Below are 17,891 nucleotides of genomic sequence, written 5' to 3'. Positions count from 1 at the left end.
TGTCCGCTGCTTTTTTTATATCCCAGCCGCTGACTCAGGAACTCAGGAACCCAGGAACTCAGGAACTTCCCCGGGACCCGTGAACTCGTAAACCCGTAAACCCGTTCGGAGGGCATCATTCTTGCCTTATTAGGGCACACCTAAGTTGTATGAGCACGTACATTATCATCCTCGTCATAATCGGGCTGGCGGCGCTGGGTATGGCCTGGATGCCGTCCATTTCCCGGAAAATAAAGATCTCCTATTCCGTTATTTATGTGATCCTGGGCATCCTGCTGTACCTGGCCTTCGGCCGGTTGTTGCCCCTGCCCGATCCCCTGTCGAAAAATACCATGACGCTGCACCTCACCGAGCTGGTGGTGATCGTGTCGCTGATGGGTTCGGGCCTGAAGATCGACCAGCCCTTTTCGCTGCGGCAGTGGGCCGTGCCCCTGCGCCTGGTCAGCGTGACCCTGGTCCTTTCCATAGCCATCGTGGCGGCCCTGGCCATGTGGGTGTTGCATTTCGACCTGGCCTCCGCCCTGCTGCTGGGTGCCGTCCTGGCGCCTACCGACCCGGTGCTGGCGGCGGATGTGCAGGTGGGGCCGCCCCTGGAAGAGGCCCGGGACAACGTAAAGTTTGCCCTTACGGCCGAGGCCGGCATGAACGACGGCACGGCTTTTCCCTTTGTCTGGCTGGCCATTGCGCTGGCGGCCCATGCTACCCCGTCGGAAGTGCTGCCTGCCTGGTTGTGGGGCGACCTGTTGTACAAGGTCGTTGCCGGCATCGTCAGCGGCTTTTTGCTGGGGCGCCTGCTGGCCTACCTGGTGTTCCGGCTGCCCGAGCAGAAAAAGTATATTGTGACCAAGGACGGCTTTGTGGCTATTTCGGCTACGTTGCTGGTGTATGGCCTGACGGAAATGATCCATGGCTACGGCTTTTTCGCCGTATTCGTGGCGGCCGTCACGCTAAGGAATTACGAGATGCACCACAAGTACCACCGCAAGCTGCACGCCTTTACCGACCAGATCGAGCGCATCCTGGTGGCAATCGTGCTGTTGTTGTTCGGCGGCAGCCTGGTGAGCGGTGTGCTGGACAAGCTGTCGTGGCAGATGGCCGTGCTGGGGGTGGTGTTTGTGCTGTTCATTCGTCCGCTGACGGCGCTGATCGGGCTGGCGGGCAGCCCCCTGCACATCAAGGAAAAGCTGGCCACCGGCTTTTTCGGCATCAAGGGGATGGGTTCGTTTTTTTACCTGGCCTTTGCCCTGCATGAGAAGCGCTTCCGCCTCGACGAAGAGCTTTGGGCCACGGGCGCCTTTGTGGTGCTGCTTTCCATTATTATTCACGGCCTTACCGCCACCTCGGTAATGGAGCAGCTGGATACCGAATTCGCCGAAAAGATCGAGCTGCAGGAGGGTGTCGTTGCCGCTCCGGAGAAATGAATTATTAAAAATGAGATATAAAATTTTTGATGGTCATTTAGCTTTATGGGATATAATTTTAGAAAATAATAGTAAATAATTGATCGTTGTCATGGTTAAATAGCTAAGTTTGTAAGGAAGGTTAATGCATTAACATTTTATTAATCTTTTAAAACTACGCTATGAACCTTATGTACTGTGTCAAAAAGTTCCAATTTTTAATGGTTTCGGGTGCCCTGCTCGCCCTGCTGAGCGCCTGCAATTCCGGGAGCTCGGCCCCTGCGGGCACCGCTGCGGGGGAAACCATCAAAGTGGGCGTTTTGCACTCGCTGAGCGGTACCATGTCCATTTCGGAAGTGGATGTCAAAAATGCCACCCTCCTGGCCGTGGAAGAGATCAACGCCGCCGGCGGCTTGTTGGGCAAAAAGATCGAACCCATCGTAGAAGACGGTGCCTCGGACTGGCCCACCTTTGCCGAGAAAAGCACTAAGCTCATCGACCAGGATAAGGTAAACGTGGTGTTCGGCTGCTGGACCTCCTCCAGCCGCAAGGCCGTACTGCCGGTTTTTGAGCAGAAAGACCACCTGCTGTTCTATCCCGTTCAATACGAAGGCATGGAAGCCTCCAAAAACGTGGTGTATACCGGTGCGGCGCCCAACCAGCAGATCCTGCCGGCCGTCGACTGGTTCATCAAACAAGGGAAAAAGAAGTTCTTCCTCCTCGGCTCCGACTATGTCTTTCCCCGTACCGCCAACAAGATCATCAAGGCTGCCCTGGCCCAGGCCGGCGTGCAGCTGGTAGGAGAGGAGTACGCCCCCCTGGGACAAACCGAATTCTCCACCGTCATAGAAAAGATCAAGGCCAGCGGCGCCGACTGCGTGCTGAACACCCTCAACGGCGACAGCAACGTGGGCTTCTTCAAACAACTGGCCGCTGCCGGCTTTACCGCCGCTACCCTGCCCACCATGTCCTTTTCCATTGCGGAAGTGGAGCTGAAAGGCATCGGTGCCGCCATCATGAAAGGCCATTATGCAGCCTGGAACTACTTCATGACCATGAAGTCGCCCAAGAACGATGCCTTTATCAAGGCCTACCAGGCCAAGTACGGCGCGGATAAGCCGACCGACGATCCGATCGAAGCCGCCTACTTCGGCGTATACCTGTGGGCCGAAGCCGTTAAAAAGGCCGGCACCTTCGAGGTGGACGCCGTGCGCGACGCGGTGCGGGGCATTTCCTTCGACGCCCCGGAAGGAACCGTGACCATCGACAGCACCAACAACCATACGGTCAAGAATTTCCTGGTGGGCAAAGTCAACGACCAGGGCCTGTTCGATATCGTGTACCAGTCCGGCGGCATGATCAAGCCCGATCCGTTCCCGGCCCTGGTATCCAAAAAGAAAGTAATCGCCCCCGGCCAGATCACCGAGTAAGCGATCCCTGGTTTTTAAGGGCGGTAAACAGTGAAGGGCCGGCGCCGTCCCCAAACGTATCGCCCTGTTTTCCCGGCTTCACCTTTCCGAAACCAACTGCTTATTTCACCTTTCTTTCCGAAAGTTTCAGGAATACTGCAGCTCCATCCCTCCATTCGTTCACCTATGGCTCCAGGCCGGCAGCACCCGCCAGTGGCTGCCGGCGGCCATAAAAAATTCCTGTTTATGAAAAAATTACTGCTGCTTATACTTTCCGGTTCCGCTGTTTTTTCTTCCGCCCGGGCACAGGAAGCGCCCGTACAGTCGGAGGTGCCCACCGAGGTCGCGAAGGAAGAGCCACCGGTGAAAGAAAAGCTGTTCGATGCCAACGTATCGCTGCACAACCAGTGGTACTGGCGCGGCAGCGCTATCGGCCTGTCGCCGATGGTGGCCACCACCATTTCGATGAAAACGAAAAGCGGCTTTGCCGTGGGCTCCTGGAACGGCTTCGGCCTGGATGGCGTCTTCAAGGACGTGGATCTTTTTGTTTCCTATTCCGCCGGCGGCTTTACCCTGGCGCTCTGGGACATATATAACTTTACCAGTCCTACCAGCGGCGCTGCCGACCCCAAGACCGCCCCGACGAATTATTTCGACTACCGCTCCAAAACCACCCGCCACTTCCTGGACCTGTCGGCCTCCTATGATTTTAAAAAAGTGCCGCTCAGCCTGTTTGCAGCGACCATCATCCATGGCCGCGACCGCGGCCTGACCGCCGCCGATGTACCGGGCACGTATACCCGCAGCGGCGAGAACCGCTATTCCACCTACCTGAAAGGGACCTACGGCTTCAAGCCTGCCGAAGGCGTTTCCGTAAAACCTTTTGTTTCGTACGGCTTCGTGCTGAACAACGTGGACAACACTTCCTTCTGGGGCGCCAAATCCTCCGGTGTTACCGAAGCCGGCATCACGGTGGGCAAATCCATAAAAATCACCGACACCTGGCAGGTCGGCGTCACCGGCGGCGTGGTTGCCAGCCCCATGAACAAAAGTGTAAATGGGCTGCTGGGAATCTCCTTATTCTAGGAATTGGTTCATTGGTTCATTGGTTCATTGGGCCTTTCGACCGCAACGGTCTTTTTACTTGAATCGTTCTTGTCTGTACGATACCCCATTGTAAAACCTGTTCCACCCATCCCTAATACCCTAATATCCTAATATCCAAATTCCTGGTTTATCCCTGGCCTGCGACTTCTGAAGGTGGCAACCTGCGGCGGGAGCGTAGGCTCAGGGTAAATCAACCTTTTCCTTGACCTAATCTTTCTTTATGACCGACCAACTCTTTTCGTTGCTGTTCAATGGGCTGAGCATCAGTAGCATCCTGCTGCTGACGGCCCTGGGGCTTAGCATTGCCTTCGGCATGATGGGCGTCATCAACTTCGCCCACGGCGAGTTCATCATGATCGGCAGCTACAGCAGCTTTATCATCGGCAAGCTGATGGGCCCGGAACCTTCCATGGGCGGGCTGGCCGTGAGCTTTGTGCTGGCCTTTGTGCTGGCGGCGGCTATCGGCTGGGTGCTCGAGCGCACCCTTATCCACCGCCTGTACGGCCGGCCCATTTACAGCATCCTGGCCACCTGGGGGGTAAGCCTTATCCTGCAGCAGGCGGCCCGCAACCTCTTTGGCTCCAACAACGTGGAGGCTGCCATTCCCAAAGTGTTGTCGCAGGGGATCCGCATTACCGGCAACTTCCAGATGCCCTACAACCGCCTGCTGATCCTGGCGGTCTGCCTGTCCATTTGCGCCGCCGTTTATTATTTCCTGTACCGGACCGCCAAGGGGCGGGTGCTGCAGGCCGTGATGCAAAACCGCGAAATGGCCGCCTGCATGGGCATACAGACCCGCAAGGCGGACGCCCTGACCTTTTCCATCGGCTGCGGCATTGCCGGCATCGCCGGCGTATGCATCTCCATGCTGGGATCCATCGGGCCCTCCACGGGGCAGAACTACATCATGGACGCCTTCCTGGTGGTGATCCTGGGCGGCATCGGCGGGCTAAGGGGCACTATCCTGGGGGCTTTGCTGGTAGGCATTACCGGTCCGTATATCGAATTCTTCACCACGTCCAGCACGGCCAAGGCGCTGATATTGACGCTGGTGCTGGTAGTGCTGCAGGTAAAGCCTGCGGGGCTGGCGCCGCTGAAAGACCGGGCACTGAATTAAACGGAAAACGAAAAATTATGAAGAGAAAAATAGGAATCCTGCTGGGGGTGCTGGTGTTGCTGATCCTGCCCCAGTTGGTGTTGTCCGACTTCCGGCTGTCGCTGCTCAGCAAGTTTTATGTCTTTGCCATCGTGGCGGTGGCGGTGAACCTCCTGTGGGGATACACGGGTATCCTGAGCCTCGGCCACGGCGTGTATTTTGCCCTGGGCGGCTATGCCATGGCCATGTATTTAAAGCTGCAGGCGCAGCCCCTGCCCGACTTCATGGAGTGGTCGGGGGTGGAGGTGCTGCCCTGGTTTTGGAAGCCCTTCCAGTCGCTGCCCTTTGCCCTGGCGATGGTGGTGGCGCTGCCCGTGGCCCTGTCGCTGCTGATCGGCTATCCGCTCTTTAAGTCGGGCACCCGCGGCGTTTATTTTACCATTATCAGCCAGGCCATCACCCTGATCTTTTCCATCCTGTTCATCGGCCAGCAGGGGTATACCGGCGGCACCAACGGCATCACGGGCTTCAACGGGCTGTTCGGCCTGTCGATGAACGACCCGAAGCTGATTCATATCCTGTACGTCACGGCCTTTGCCGCCCTTTGCGGGGTGGTGTTCCTGACCTGGGTGGGGCTGCGCTCGCATGCCGGTACCATCGTGCAGGCCCTGCGGGATGGGGAGACCCGCCTGCGCTTTTTGGGCTATGGTACCGACTGGTTCAAGCTGCTGATGCTGGCGGCTTCGGCGGCCATCGCCGGCATCGCCGGCGCCCTGTTTGTGCTGATCGTGGGCATTATTTCGCCTTCGAGCATGAGCATCCTGATGTCCACGGAATTCGCCATCTGGGTGGCCGTGGGCGGACGGGCGACGCTGTTGGGGCCCGTAGCCGGCGCCCTGCTGGTGAACATCGCCAAAACCTCGTTCAGCGAAAGCATGCCCGACTTCTGGTGGTACTTCTACGGCTCGCTCTTTATCCTGACCACGCTGGTGTTCCCGAAAGGCATCGTGGGCTCGGTGCAGCAGCTGCTGCAGAAAAGGAAAAAGGCCGCCGCCCCGAAGCCGCAGCCGCAGCAGGAGATGGCCTCTCTTCCCAACCAGGTTTTTAACCTCAGCAAAGAACTATGACCCAAAAACCGATTATTTCCCTTTCGAACGTGGTCGTGGACTTCGACGGCTACAAAGCGGTGAACGATGTTTCGCTGACCTTTCCCTACAAAGGGGTGCACTTTATTATCGGTCCCAACGGCGCCGGCAAGACCACGATTCTCGACGTGATCTGCGGCCGGGTAAAGGCCCATAAAGGAACCATCGTGTACAAGGGCCAGAAGGAGATCCAGAACCAGAAGCCCGAAGCCATCGTGCACCTGGGCATCAGCCGCAAGTTCCAGAACCCCACCATCTTTCCCGCCCAGACGGTTTATGAAAACCTGAAGCTGGCGGTGCTGAGCGGCAAGCCGCCGCTCTGGTACCTCTATCATTTCAAGCTCTCCGGCGAAGACGAAGGCCGGATCGACCGGCTGCTGGAGAAAATGAGCCTGGCGGCGCACAAGCATACCGTTTCCGGCAGCCTGTCGCACGGCAAGAAGCAGTGGCTGGAAATTGCCATGGCCACCATCAACGATCCCGAGCTGCTGCTGGTGGACGAGCCCATTGCCGGCCTGTCGCCCTCCGAACGCGACCAAACCGGCGAACTGCTGCAGGAGATCGGCCGCGACCGTACCGTCTTCGTGGTGGAGCACGACATGAAGTTTGTCAAGAACTTTTCGTCCAACGTGGTGGTCATGCACGAAGGGCGGGTGATCTGCCAGGGCCTGTTCAGCGAAGTGGTGAACAACCAGCAGGTGGTGGAGATTTATCTGGGAAGGGACTCGTAGGAGAAGGTATTGGTTAATTGGGGTATTGGGTATTGGAAACTTCCCGGGAGCGTACATTGTTTATCGTTACTTGAAAATTTGGGTATGAGTTATTTTTCTTTATCGAACCTGACCACCGGCTATGCTTCCGGTGCGTCGGCCCTGCATGATGTGTCGCTGGAGATCCCGCAGGGCGAGATCTGCGCCGTTATCGGCAGCAACGGGGCGGGCAAGTCCACCCTGCTGAAAGCGATTATGGGCCTGCTGCCCAATCATGCCGCCACCGTTACGTTGGGGGGGGTGCCGCTGCACCGCCTGAGCACCGAGGAACGTGCCCGCCAGGGCATTGCCTATGTGCCGCAGGGCCGGATGATCTTTCCCTACCTGACGGTGGACGAGAACCTGGGGCTGGGCTGCGAGGTGCGGAAAATGAATGTCCGGAAAGCAAAGGAAACGGCTTATAGTTTTTTCCCGGCCCTGGCCGATATCCGGGGCCGCAAGGGCGGGATGCTCAGCGGCGGCCAGCAACAGCAGCTGGCCATTGCCCGCATGCTGGCCATCGAGCCCAGGCTGCTGCTCCTCGACGAGCCGGCCGAGGGCATCCAGCCCAACGTGGTGCAGGAGATCGGCCGCATCCTCAAAAAGGTCAGCGCCGAAATGGGCATTACCGTGTTGCTGGTGGAGCAGTTCGTGGCCTTTGCCCTGAAGCATGCCTCCAGCTATTACTGGATGCAGGGCGGCGAGATCCTCAAGAACGGCCCCATCACCCCCGAAAATTTAGGGATCGTAATGGCCGGCATATCCCTGTAGCCTCCCGAACTCTCCGCCTGTCCTAACCCCCTAATTAACCAATTAACCAATACCCTAATCCCTCAATTCCGGGAATCCTTGTAATTTGGCATATGATTGACAATGTTCGCAAGGATCTTTCCGGCCCCCAGGCGAAGCGCTGGGGACCCTACCTGACCGACCGGCAGTGGGGAACCGTAAGGGAGGACTACAGCCCCTACGGGAATGCCTGGGAATACGTGAGTCACGACCTGGCCCGCAGCAAAGCCTACCGCTGGGGCGAGGAAGGCATCGGCGGCATCAGCGACGACGAACAGCTGCTGTGCTTTGCGCCGGCTTTCTGGAACCGCAAAGACCCCATCATCAAGGAACGCTATTTCGGCCTGTCCGGCCCCGAGGGCAACCATGGCGAGGACGTGAAGGAATTGTACTATTACCTCGATTCCACGCCCAACCACTCGTACATGAAGATGCTGTACAAATATCCCCAGCAGGCATATCCGTACGATGAGCTGGTGCGGGTAAACCGGGCAAGGGGTAAGAACGATCCCGAGTACGAACTTCTCGATACCGGCATCTTCGACGACAACCGTTACTTCGATCTGTTCGTGGAATATGCCAAGGCCGATGCCAATGACATCCTCATTCAAATAACCGTGCACAACCGGGGTGCCGAAGCCGCGGAGCTGCATGTGCTGCCTACCCTCTGGTTCCGCAACACCTGGTCGTGGGGCCTCGACAACTCGCTTTTCTACGACAATTACAAACCCCGCCTGCTTTCCTCCAACCGGGGCGACGTGCTGGTGGAGCACAAGAAGCTGGAGCCCTTTACCCTCCACCTCGAAAAGAAAGCCCCCCTGCTTTTCTGTGATAACGAAACCAACCTGCAGCGGCTGCACAACAGTCCCAATGCCACGGAGTTTACCAAGGACGGTATCAACGATTTCCTGGTAAGCGGGTTCGAGGATGGGGTCAATAAATATGCGGTGGGTACGAAGGTGGCCGTCAATTACCGCCTGCAGGTGGCGGGCGGCGGCTCGGAGGTAGTCCGGCTGCGGCTGGAGGCTACGGGGCTTGCGGACCCCTTCGGGGATTTCGATGCTGTTTTTGACCGGCGCCGTTGCGAGGCCGACACGTTCTACGCAGGCCTTCAGAAAGACATTGCTTCCGAAGAGGAAAAGCGGGTGCAGCGGCAGGCGCTGGCCGGCATGCTGTGGAATAAGCAGTTCTTTTATTTCGACGTGGACCAGTGGCTCAAGGGCGATCCCGCCCAGCCGCCGCCGCCCGAAACGCGCCGCAAGAGCCGCAACCACGAATGGAAGCACCTCAACAATGCCGATATCATTTCCATGCCCGACAAATGGGAGTATCCCTGGTATGCCGCCTGGGACCTGGCCTTCCACTGCATTCCCTTTGCCATGGTGGACAGCCAGTTTGCCAAGGAGCAGTTGCTGCTGCTGACCCGCGAATGGTACATGCACCCCAACGGCCAGCTGCCGGCCTACGAATGGTCGTTCGGCGACGTCAACCCGCCCGTGCACGCCTGGGCCACCTGGCGGGTGTTCAAGATCGACCAGAAGAACCACAGCGGCCATGGCGACCTGCAGTTCCTGGAGTCGGTCTTTCATAAGCTGCTGCTCAATTTTACCTGGTGGGTGAACCGCAAGGATGCCGAGGGCAACAACATTTTCGAAGGCGGCTTCCTGGGACTCGACAACATCGGGGTGTTTGACCGCAGCGCGCCCCTGCCTACCGGCGGCACCATCGAGCAGGCCGACGGCACCAGCTGGATGGCCATGTACTCGCTCAACATGATGCGCATTTCCCTGGAGCTCGCCCTGTACAATCCCGTGTACCAGGACATGGCCACGAAGTTTTTCGAACACTTCCTCTACATCGCCGGCGCCATGGAAAACATTTGCGGCGAGCATTCCGGCCTCTGGGATGAAGAGGACCAGTTCTTTTACGACGTGCTGCGGACGATGGACGGCCGCCACCGCCGCCTGAAGGTGCGCAGCATGGTGGGCCTGATTCCGCTCTTTGCCGTGGAGATCCTCGACCACGAGCTGCTGGAAGCCCTGCCCGAATTTGCCGAACGCCTCCGGTGGTTCCTCGACTACCGGCCCGACCTGGCCAGCCTGGTGTCGCGCTTCCAGGAGCGCAACCGGGGAGAAAAGCACATGCTGAGCCTGTTGCGCGGCCACCGTATGACCCGCCTGCTGTGCCGCATGCTGGACGAAACGGAATTTCTGAGCGACTACGGCATCCGGGCCCTGTCGAAATACCACCAGCAGCATCCCTATGTGCTTGCGGTTAACGGCTCCAAATTTTCCGTGGAATACACGCCGGGTGAATCGGACTCCCACTTGTTCGGGGGTAACAGCAACTGGCGCGGCCCCATCTGGATGCCGGTCAACTACCTCATTATCGAAAGCCTGCAGCGCTTCCACCAGTATTATGGCGATGACTTCAAGGTGGAATGCCCCACCGGCAGTGGCCGCTTTATGACCCTGGACCAGGTGGCCGACGAGCTTTCGCGCCGGCTGGTGGCGCTCTTCCTGCCCGACGAACAGGGCAACCGGCCCGTTTTCGGGCGGTGCCGCAGGCAGCAGGCCGATCCCCATTTTAAAGACTATATTTTGTTCTACGAATACTTCCACGGCGATACCGGCCGGGGCGTCGGCGCTTCCCACCAGACCGGCTGGACCGGCCTCGTGGCTAAGCTCATTCAGCCCAAAAGGCCCGCGCCGAAACATAGCCCGGCGGCGGAAAGCAAAAAGCCGTCGGTGGAAAATGAGGTGCTGATGAAAGGATTGAGCTGAGGCGTATAATAAAGGAGAACTTCTGCTGCCAGGGTTCGGAACTTTTAAAAAGTTCCGAACCCTTTCTTTCTTTATGCTTCTTCCCGGTTCTTGTTCCTGCTTTTAATTAAATAGAGAACCATAAAGAAGGAGGGGAGGGCGGGTATTAATGTGTACTTGCTGCCCACCAAAAGGTGGATCAGGATGGAGGTGATGATATAGCCAATGCAAAATCCGCGCATCTCTACAAGATAAACGTAAACCTACGGGAATTACTGCTAAGGAAAAGAAAATAGATTCCAAGCTTGTTCCGGGCGCTTTTTCTTCCGCACAGGCGGATAAGCGCCGGAAGTCCTGACTTTAGGGGAGCCGGGAGGCGGAGAAAGGAGGGGCCGGTGATCCTGCAGCTTTCTTTTTGGTGCTGCCTGGTGCCCTTTTTTATGGAAGGAGGCCCCTGCTGGAAATAATTTGGTTGTTCTTAAGAAGGGGCATAGCGCCCATAAAAGAGATATGCGGGTCTCTTTTTATTTGATAAAATTTTAATGCCTGGGTGCAATTTTTTGTATATTTAAAACGGCAGTAGGTAACGGTTATGACTAACGCACAGAAAGAACATTTGTTTCACCTGTTAAGATAACCAAGCATGGGAAGGCTTCGAAAATTTGAACGGTTCCTGTTCCGCTACAACCTGGTGCCGCCCCATCGGTGGCGGACCGCGGCTATTGTAGCGGTGGGGACATTTTTTGGTTTAGGCCTGTACGTATTCCGGCTTAGCAATGCTGCCTCCTACCTTTCCGACGATCCGCAGGCCTGCGTGAACTGCCACCTGATGACGCCCCAGTACATTACCTGGAACCACAGCGCGCACCGGCAGGTGGCGCACTGCAACGACTGCCATGTGCCGCACAACAATGTTTTTAGCAAATACTTCTTCAAGGCCAAGGACGGCCTGTACCACGCTTCCATATTTACCCTGCGGGCCGAGCCGCAGGTGATCAAGGCCAAAGGCGCTTCCATGGAAGTGATCCAGGACAACTGCATCCGCTGCCATGCCGGCCAGGTGACCGACGCAAAGATGACCGGCCGGGTGGAAGACCATATAGCGAAACGCACCGGCCGCACCTGCTGGGAATGCCACCGCGAGGTGCCGCACGGCCGGGTAAAAAGCCTGTCGTCCGTGGGCCTGCAGATCGAACCGATCCGGGCTCATTCCGGTCCCGACGTCAAGGTGGTGCCGGGCTGGCTGCAACAGAAAATGGAAGAGGGCCGGCAGGCCCCGGGGAAATAAGCGATCACCTCAATCATAACACATGAAGAACTGGATACTTTTTTTAGGGACCATCGTCGGGGTGTTTTTGCTGGCGATGCTGGTGTATTCCATTATGGACCGGAAAACCGAAGCCCGCTTTGCGTACCACCCGCAGGTGGCCATCGCAGGAATCGAACCCCGGGATTCGCTCTGGGGCATGAACTTCCCCCGCCAGTACCAGTCGTACCAGAAAACGATGGACACTTCCTTCAAAAGCATGTACAATACCAGCGGCTTCCGCGATGCGCTGGCCGAAAACCCGGAAATGATCATCCTCTGGGCCGGCTATGCCTTCAGCAAGGGCTACAACCAGCCCCGCGGCCACAACCATGCCCTGCGCGACGTACTGGGGTCCTTCCGGATCGGCGCGCCCAAGGATCCCGGCTCGGGTACCATGCCCAGCACCTGCTGGACCTGCAAAAGTCCCGACGTGCCCCGCCTGATGAACGAGCTGGGTGTGACCCAGTTTTACAGCAAGAAGCTGTCGGACTTCGGCAACCAGGTGATCAACCCCATCGGCTGCGCCGACTGCCACGACCCCAAGACCATGAACCTGACCATTACGCGGCCCGCCCTGGTGGAAGCCTTCAAGGCGGCTGGAAAGGACATCAACACCGCTTCCTACCAGGACATGCGCTCCCTGGTGTGCGCCCAATGCCACGTGGAATATTATTTCGACAAGACCAATCCCCAGCGGCCGGGCGCCCAATACCTCACCTTCCCCTGGAAGAACGGCTATACGGTGGAGGCCATCGAAGCTTATTACGACAGCCTGGGCTTCTACGACTGGGTGCACCCGCTGAGCAAGACCAAGATGCTGAAGGCCCAGCACCCTGACTACGAGATCTACACCTTTGGCGTCCATGCCAAACGGGGCGTTTCCTGCGCCGACTGCCACATGCCCTACGGCACCGAAGGCGGCCAGAAGTTTACCGACCACCATATCGGCTCGCCGCTGGCCAACGTGGAGAACTCCTGCTTTGTGTGCCACCGCCAGAAGGTGGACGACCTGGTAACGGATGTGTACGAGCGCCAGACAAAGGTGAAGCAAACCACTGGCCAGCTGCAGCGGCAGGTGGCCATGGCCCACCTGGAGGCCGAGGCCGCCTGGAAGCTGGGCGCTACCGAGGGGGAGATGGAGCCCATCCTCAAGGGCATCCGCCATGCCCAGTTCCGCTGGGACTACGTAGCGGCTTCGCACGGCGCCGGTTTCCATGCGCCCCTGGAGGCAAGCCGCGTGCTGGCTTCGGGTATTTCGATCATCGAGGAGTCCCGCATCCAGCTGGCACGGGTGCTGGCGGCCCACGGCCACAACCAGCCGGTAAAGATGCCGGACCTGGACAGCAAGTCCGCCCTGCAGGCGTATATCGGCGTGGACCTGGAAAAGGAAAAGCTCGAAAAGGCGGATTTTATGGACAAGGTAGTGCCCCGCTGGCTGGCAGAGGGCAAGGCCCGTGAGGCCCAGCGGAAAGTGACCATGGTCAACCAATAGTCTTCACCAATATCAGAACCATGCGCAAACTCTTGTTCCCGGGCTGGGGCCTGTGGCTGGCCCTTTCCTGCCTGCCCGCCGCCGCCCAGTTCAACCTCGACGGCCAACTGGTACAGCGGTCCGAATACCGCAACGGCTACGGCCGGCTGATTGCCCAAGGCGCCGATCCCGCGGCCTTTATCGCCCACCGGGCCCGCCTGCAGGCCGGCTACCAGAAAGACATCTTTACCTTCCAGGCCAGCATCCAGGACGTCCGCACCTGGGGCAACAGCCCCCAAACCAAGCTGACCGACAACTACCTGTCGCTGCACGAGGCCTGGCTGGAGCTGAAGGTTTCCCCCGAATGGAAGATCAAGCTGGGCCGCCAGGAGCTGAACTACGACAATTTCCGTTTCCTGGGCAACCTCGACTGGGCGCTCCAGGCACGGGCACACGATTTTGCCCTGGTGAAATACGAAAAGGACGCCCTGAAGTTCCATGTCGGGGGCGGCTACAACCAGGATGCCCAGCAGCTGAGCGGTAATATCTTTACCACCGCCAACCAATACAAGCTGGCACAGCTGATCCGCTACGAGAATATGTTGGGTAAGGTGCAGTTCGGCCTGCTGTTCTGGAACGACGGCCGCCAGTACGTGCAGACCGGTACCAACGGCCAGGTTGAGAAAAAGGGCGTCCGCCACCGGCAGACGGCCGGGGTGCCCGTACTCCGCTATGGCTTCGGCAAGACCACCCTTTCGGGCTTTTATTACCACCAGTTCGGCCGCGACCCGCAGGGCCGGCGCATGAACGGGTATGACCTCAGCGCCCAGGCCAGCCGCCAGTGGGTTTGCGACAGCACGGCGGGGCGCCAGCTGCGGCTGACGGCCGGCCTGGAGTACCTGAGCGGCACGCCCACGGGCGACCCTTCGGTCAACCGCTCCTTTTCGCCCCTCTACGGCACCAACCATGCCCACAACGGCTATATGGACCTTTTTTACGTGGGCGGTGCCCACGAAAACAGCGTGGGCCTGGAAGATTATTTCCTCCGCGGCCGCTACGACTGGAGCCGCCGCTTTTTCTCGCAGCTCGACGGCCACGTATTTGCCGCCCAGGCGGCGGTGTACCGGCCTGCCGGGGAGCGGCAAAAAGCTTATTTGGGAACGGAACTCGACCTGTCGCTGGGCTTCCTGCTCCATGAGGCCATCTCCCTGCAGGGCGGTTACAGCCAGTTTTTTTATTCCCACACCTTCGAGGTGCTGCAGAACAACAATAACCTCAAGAGCAACCAGAACTGGGCCTACCTGATGCTGATCTTCCGGCCCACCCTGAAAAACAAGTTTATCGGCTTAATCCTGTAACCGTATGACCCCTTTGAAATTTTTGCGCTCCACCCGCTGTACGCTGGTATTGCTGCTGCTGTTTGCCGGCTCCATGGCCGCGGCCACCTTTATCGAGAACGATCACGGTACGGCGGCGGCCCGCCAGCTGGTGTACGAGGCCTGGTGGTTCGAAATGATCCTGGTCTGGCTGGCCGTGAATTTTCTGGCCCATACCGGTCAGTACCGGTTGTGGCACCGCAACCGCTGGCCTATTGGCCTGTTCCACCTGGCCTTTGTGCTTATGATCGTGGGGGCGGGGGTGACCCGCTACCTGGGCCGCGAAGGGGTGATCCACATCCGCGAAGGGCAGTCCAGCCATACGTTTTACACCGCTTCCCGCCACCTGCAGCTCCGGCAGCTGACGGGCCAGGAAGGCAAGCGGTTCGACCAGCCCATTACGCTGGCGGCCCGCAACTTCAAGCCCCTGGTCACCAATGTTTCTTTCGACGAGCCCCACTTCCGGGTCATTTTCGGGGAGTACGTGCGGGGAGGAGTGGAGCAGGTTGTCAAAGGAGATAAAACCTATATCGACCTGGCCGTTGCCCGGGGCGGCGGCCGCGAGGATTTTTTAATACCGCAGGGGAGCGCCCTTCCGGTAGGGGCGATTACGGTGGGGACGGCACCGGAAGGGCCGGAGCCCATAAAGATTTTTAAGCAAAACGGTACCTGGATGATCACCTCCGACAGGCACCTGCCGGTGATGGAGATGGCCACGCAGCAGGCGGGCGTCGTCCATGCCGGCGAAACCAGGCCCCTGCAGTTCCGGGCGCTGTACCAGTGGGAGGGGGGTGCCTTCCTGGTAAAAGCCGTGCACGAGCAGGCCGCCCTGACCTACCGCCCCGAACCGGATAAAAAGAAAGCCAAACAACTCCCCGACGTGGTGCGGCTGTCCATCACCGATCCGCAGGGCCGGCCGGTTACCGAGGCGCATATCCGGGTAACGAACGTCGATCCCGCCTGGCATTCCTTTACGTATAACGGCAAACAATATGCGGTCACGTACGGGCCGCGGGCCGAGCAGCTGCCCTTCAGTCTTTACCTCGAAAAATTCGAGCTGGAACGCTATCCCGGCAGCCGGAGCCCTTCCGGCTATGCCAGCCGGCTGGTGGTAAAGGACGGCGCCACCCGGTTTCCCTTCCGGGTGTTCATGAACCATGTGCTCGATTACCGGGGGTATCGTTTTTACCAGTCGTCCTTCGATCCCGACGAGCAGGGCACCGTATTGTCGGTGAACCAGGATCGCCCCGGCACCTGGCTGACCTATGCAGGCTACCTGTTGCTGGCGGCAGGCATGGTGGGGACGCTCTTCGCCAAAGGCAGCCGTTTCCGCTTGCTTCAGAAAAAGCTCGATAGTCTGCGCCGGCAGGCCGGCAACGCCGCCCTGGTGCTTTTGTTATTGGGAGGCATGGGGGCACAGGCGCAAGCGGGTGGGAAGCCCCTGCTGGTGCCGGCGGATAAAGCTTCTGCCTACGGCCGGCTGGTGGTGCAGGACCTGGATGGCCGCATGAAACCGCTGAACACCCTGGCCAACGAGATCGTGCGCAAGCTTAATGGACGCTCCACTATAAAGATCCCGTCGGGCCCCAACCTTATTCCCTTGTCCGCCGAGCAGTTCCTGCTGGCCGTGCAAATGGACCCCGTTACCTTCAGTGCGTTGCCGCTGATTAAAGTGGACAAGGAAAAATCCCGCCAGGTGTTTGCGGCCCTGGGCATACCACCCGTGGAGCGGGTCAGCTTCCGGCAGTTTGTGAACGACAAGGGCGACTACCTGCTGCACGACCTGGTGGAGGAAGCCAACCGGCTGAAGCCGGCGGAGCGGTCCGAGGCCCACAAGGAGTTGCTGAAAACGGACGAACGCTTCAATATCTTTTACGCCTTGCTTACCGGCGATTTCCTGCGCATCTTTCCCAATAAGACGGATGCCAACAATACCTGGTTCACCAGCCAGCAATCGCGGCAGGGCTTTGATGAGGAGGACGCCCGCTTTGTCTCCGGCATCACCTCCGTGTACCTGTCGGGCCTGAAAGAAGGGGTGCTGACCGGCAACTGGAAGCGGGCGGACGAGTCCCTGGAGTATATCGACCTGTTCCAGCGGGAGGCCGGCAAACGGGTATACCCCGCCGCCAACCTGCTGCAGGCCGAATTGCTGTACAACCGCCTGAACCTGGGCAACCGGCTGTTCGGTCCCTTCTGGCTGCTGGGCACCCTGATGCTGATATTGGGCATTTGCCTCCTGTTCACGCAGGCGAAGGCGGTGCGGTGGGCCTGGAAAGGGGGGATGGTGGCCAGCTGGCTGGGACTGGTGCTGTTCACGGGGCATTTGGGGCTGCGGTGGTACGTTGCCCAGCGGCCGCCCTGGACCGACGGCTTCGAGATGCTGGTATTTGTGGCTTGGGGTATTTTGCTGTTCGGCCACTTGTTCGCCGGCAAGTCGCGGTTTACCGTTCCGCTGAGCCTGCTGTTTTCCGGCACCCTGCTGTTCGTAGGGTTCCTCGACTGGCTGAATCCCGAGATCACCAACCTGATGCCGGTGCTGCATTCGTACTGGCTGAAAATCCACGTCGCTATCATTGTAAGTTCTTATGCGCCATTGGCGCTGGCGGCCGTATTGGCCCTGTTGCAATTGCTCTTCCTGTTATTCAAGCCGGCAAAGCCGGGGGCGGCCTGGTGGGTGGGCATGCAGGAGCTGACGCTGGTCAATGAGCTGGCGGTGACAATAGGGTTGTTTTTGCTGGCCATCGGCACCTTCCTGGGCGGGGTGTGGGCCAATGAAAGCTGGGGGCGCTACTGGGCCTGGGACCCGAAGGAGACCTGGGCGCTGATCTCGGTGATGGTCTATGCCTTTGTGCTGCACCTGCGGCTGATCCCTTCCCTGAACAATGCGCTGGTGTACAACCTGGCGAGCCTGTGGGCTTTTTCCTCCATTATCATGACCTCCTTCGGGGTGAACTATTACCTTTCCGGCCTGCATTCCTATGCCGCCGGGGATCCGGTGCCCATTCCGCTTTGGGTGTATTGGACGGGGGGCGCCCTGCTGTTGGTTTCGGGCCTGTCGTTCTGGAAGTTCCGGGCCATGCCCCGGGGGGAGCGGAGGGCCTTATCGGTATAATTTGCAAAAAAGATTTGGCAGTAAGCGAAAGGCGCTTATCTTTGCGGCCCGCTAAACGAAACAGCGGGGGTTCTTTGGAAAGGGTTGAACAGAAGTGAAAAAGAAACGTCAAAACTTGAAAAAAGATTTGGCCGGTTGAGATGAAAGCTGTTACCTTTGCACCCCG

The 17,891-nt window shown here is 58.6% G+C and carries 12 protein-coding genes; all 12 read left to right on the top strand.

Features of this window, described 5'->3' with window-relative positions:
- The first annotated feature begins 149 nt into the window (after window positions 1–149).
- The 12 genes from V9K67_RS23005 (at window position 150) to V9K67_RS22950 (ending at window position 17,725) form a co-directional block, all read left to right on the top strand.
- On the top strand, window positions 150–1,421 hold the full coding sequence (locus tag V9K67_RS23005; RefSeq protein WP_336726702.1) for a cation:proton antiporter: 1,272 nt from the start codon (window positions 150–152) through the stop codon (window positions 1,419–1,421).
- 161 nt (window positions 1,422–1,582) lie between these two features.
- A complete protein-coding gene (gene urtA, locus V9K67_RS23000) occupies window positions 1,583–2,830 on the top strand; it encodes an urea ABC transporter substrate-binding protein (RefSeq protein ID WP_336726700.1) in 1,248 nt (415 codons plus the stop codon).
- A 225-nt stretch (window positions 2,831–3,055) separates the two neighbouring features.
- Window positions 3,056–3,895 carry a hypothetical protein gene (locus V9K67_RS22995; protein WP_336726697.1) on the top strand — a complete coding sequence of 280 codons (840 nt, stop codon included), beginning with the start codon at window positions 3,056–3,058 and terminating at the stop codon, window positions 3,893–3,895.
- A gap of 241 nt (window positions 3,896–4,136) precedes the next feature.
- A complete protein-coding gene (gene urtB, locus V9K67_RS22990; RefSeq protein ID WP_336726694.1) occupies window positions 4,137–5,033 on the top strand; it encodes an urea ABC transporter permease subunit UrtB in 897 nt (298 codons plus the stop codon).
- Window positions 5,034–5,050: 17 nt separating this feature from the next.
- Complete coding sequence (gene urtC, locus V9K67_RS22985) at window positions 5,051–6,139, top strand: urea ABC transporter permease subunit UrtC (RefSeq protein ID WP_336726693.1); 1,089 nt, start codon at window positions 5,051–5,053, stop codon at window positions 6,137–6,139.
- Window positions 6,136–6,888, top strand: coding sequence for an ABC transporter ATP-binding protein (locus tag V9K67_RS22980; RefSeq protein ID WP_336726691.1), 753 nt, complete (start codon window positions 6,136–6,138; stop codon window positions 6,886–6,888). Before urtC ends, V9K67_RS22980 begins: the two co-directional genes overlap by 4 nt.
- A gap of 84 nt (window positions 6,889–6,972) precedes the next feature.
- Window positions 6,973–7,677, top strand: coding sequence for an ATP-binding cassette domain-containing protein (locus V9K67_RS22975; RefSeq protein ID WP_336726689.1), 705 nt, complete (start codon window positions 6,973–6,975; stop codon window positions 7,675–7,677).
- A 92-nt stretch (window positions 7,678–7,769) separates the two neighbouring features.
- Window positions 7,770–10,478, top strand: a complete 2,709-nt coding sequence (locus tag V9K67_RS22970; RefSeq protein ID WP_336726687.1) for an MGH1-like glycoside hydrolase domain-containing protein — start codon at window positions 7,770–7,772, stop codon at window positions 10,476–10,478.
- A 622-nt stretch (window positions 10,479–11,100) separates the two neighbouring features.
- Entirely contained in the window at window positions 11,101–11,745 is a 645-nt protein-coding gene (nrfH, locus tag V9K67_RS22965; protein WP_336726685.1) for a cytochrome c nitrite reductase small subunit, read from the top strand.
- Window positions 11,746–11,767: 22 nt separating this feature from the next.
- Window positions 11,768–13,258, top strand: coding sequence for an ammonia-forming cytochrome c nitrite reductase (gene nrfA, locus V9K67_RS22960; protein ID WP_336726682.1), 1,491 nt, complete (start codon window positions 11,768–11,770; stop codon window positions 13,256–13,258).
- Between the two features lie 20 nt (window positions 13,259–13,278).
- Complete coding sequence (locus V9K67_RS22955) at window positions 13,279–14,595, top strand: alginate export family protein (protein ID WP_336726679.1); 1,317 nt, start codon at window positions 13,279–13,281, stop codon at window positions 14,593–14,595.
- Window positions 14,596–14,599: 4 nt separating this feature from the next.
- Window positions 14,600–17,725, top strand: coding sequence for a cytochrome c biogenesis protein (locus V9K67_RS22950; protein WP_336726678.1), 3,126 nt, complete (start codon window positions 14,600–14,602; stop codon window positions 17,723–17,725).
- Window positions 17,726–17,891: the final 166 nt, after the last annotated feature.

The sequence above is a fragment of the Huijunlia imazamoxiresistens genome, from assembly GCF_037132455.1.
Taxonomy (GTDB): domain Bacteria; phylum Bacteroidota; class Bacteroidia; order Chitinophagales; family Chitinophagaceae; genus Flavisolibacter; species Flavisolibacter imazamoxiresistens.
The sequence above is the reverse complement of the archived record's forward strand: the minus strand, read 5'-3'. Positions and strand labels throughout refer to the sequence as shown.

Bases quoted from the DNA above. Each gene is read 5' to 3' on its own strand.
- V9K67_RS23005 (WP_336726702.1), top strand. From the start codon at position 150: ATGAGCACGTACATTATCATCCTCGTCATAATCGGGCTGGCGGCGCTG.
- urtA (WP_336726700.1), top strand. From the start codon at position 1,583: ATGAACCTTATGTACTGTGTCAAAAAGTTCCAATTTTTAATGGTTTCG.
- V9K67_RS22995 (WP_336726697.1), top strand. From the start codon at position 3,056: ATGAAAAAATTACTGCTGCTTATACTTTCCGGTTCCGCTGTTTTTTCT.
- urtB (WP_336726694.1), top strand. From the start codon at position 4,137: ATGACCGACCAACTCTTTTCGTTGCTGTTCAATGGGCTGAGCATCAGT.
- urtC (WP_336726693.1), top strand. From the start codon at position 5,051: ATGAAGAGAAAAATAGGAATCCTGCTGGGGGTGCTGGTGTTGCTGATC.
- V9K67_RS22980 (WP_336726691.1), top strand. From the start codon at position 6,136: ATGACCCAAAAACCGATTATTTCCCTTTCGAACGTGGTCGTGGACTTC.
- V9K67_RS22975 (WP_336726689.1), top strand. From the start codon at position 6,973: ATGAGTTATTTTTCTTTATCGAACCTGACCACCGGCTATGCTTCCGGT.
- V9K67_RS22970 (WP_336726687.1), top strand. From the start codon at position 7,770: ATGATTGACAATGTTCGCAAGGATCTTTCCGGCCCCCAGGCGAAGCGC.
- nrfH (WP_336726685.1), top strand. From the start codon at position 11,101: ATGGGAAGGCTTCGAAAATTTGAACGGTTCCTGTTCCGCTACAACCTG.
- nrfA (WP_336726682.1), top strand. From the start codon at position 11,768: ATGAAGAACTGGATACTTTTTTTAGGGACCATCGTCGGGGTGTTTTTG.
- V9K67_RS22955 (WP_336726679.1), top strand. From the start codon at position 13,279: ATGCGCAAACTCTTGTTCCCGGGCTGGGGCCTGTGGCTGGCCCTTTCC.
- V9K67_RS22950 (WP_336726678.1), top strand. From the start codon at position 14,600: ATGACCCCTTTGAAATTTTTGCGCTCCACCCGCTGTACGCTGGTATTG.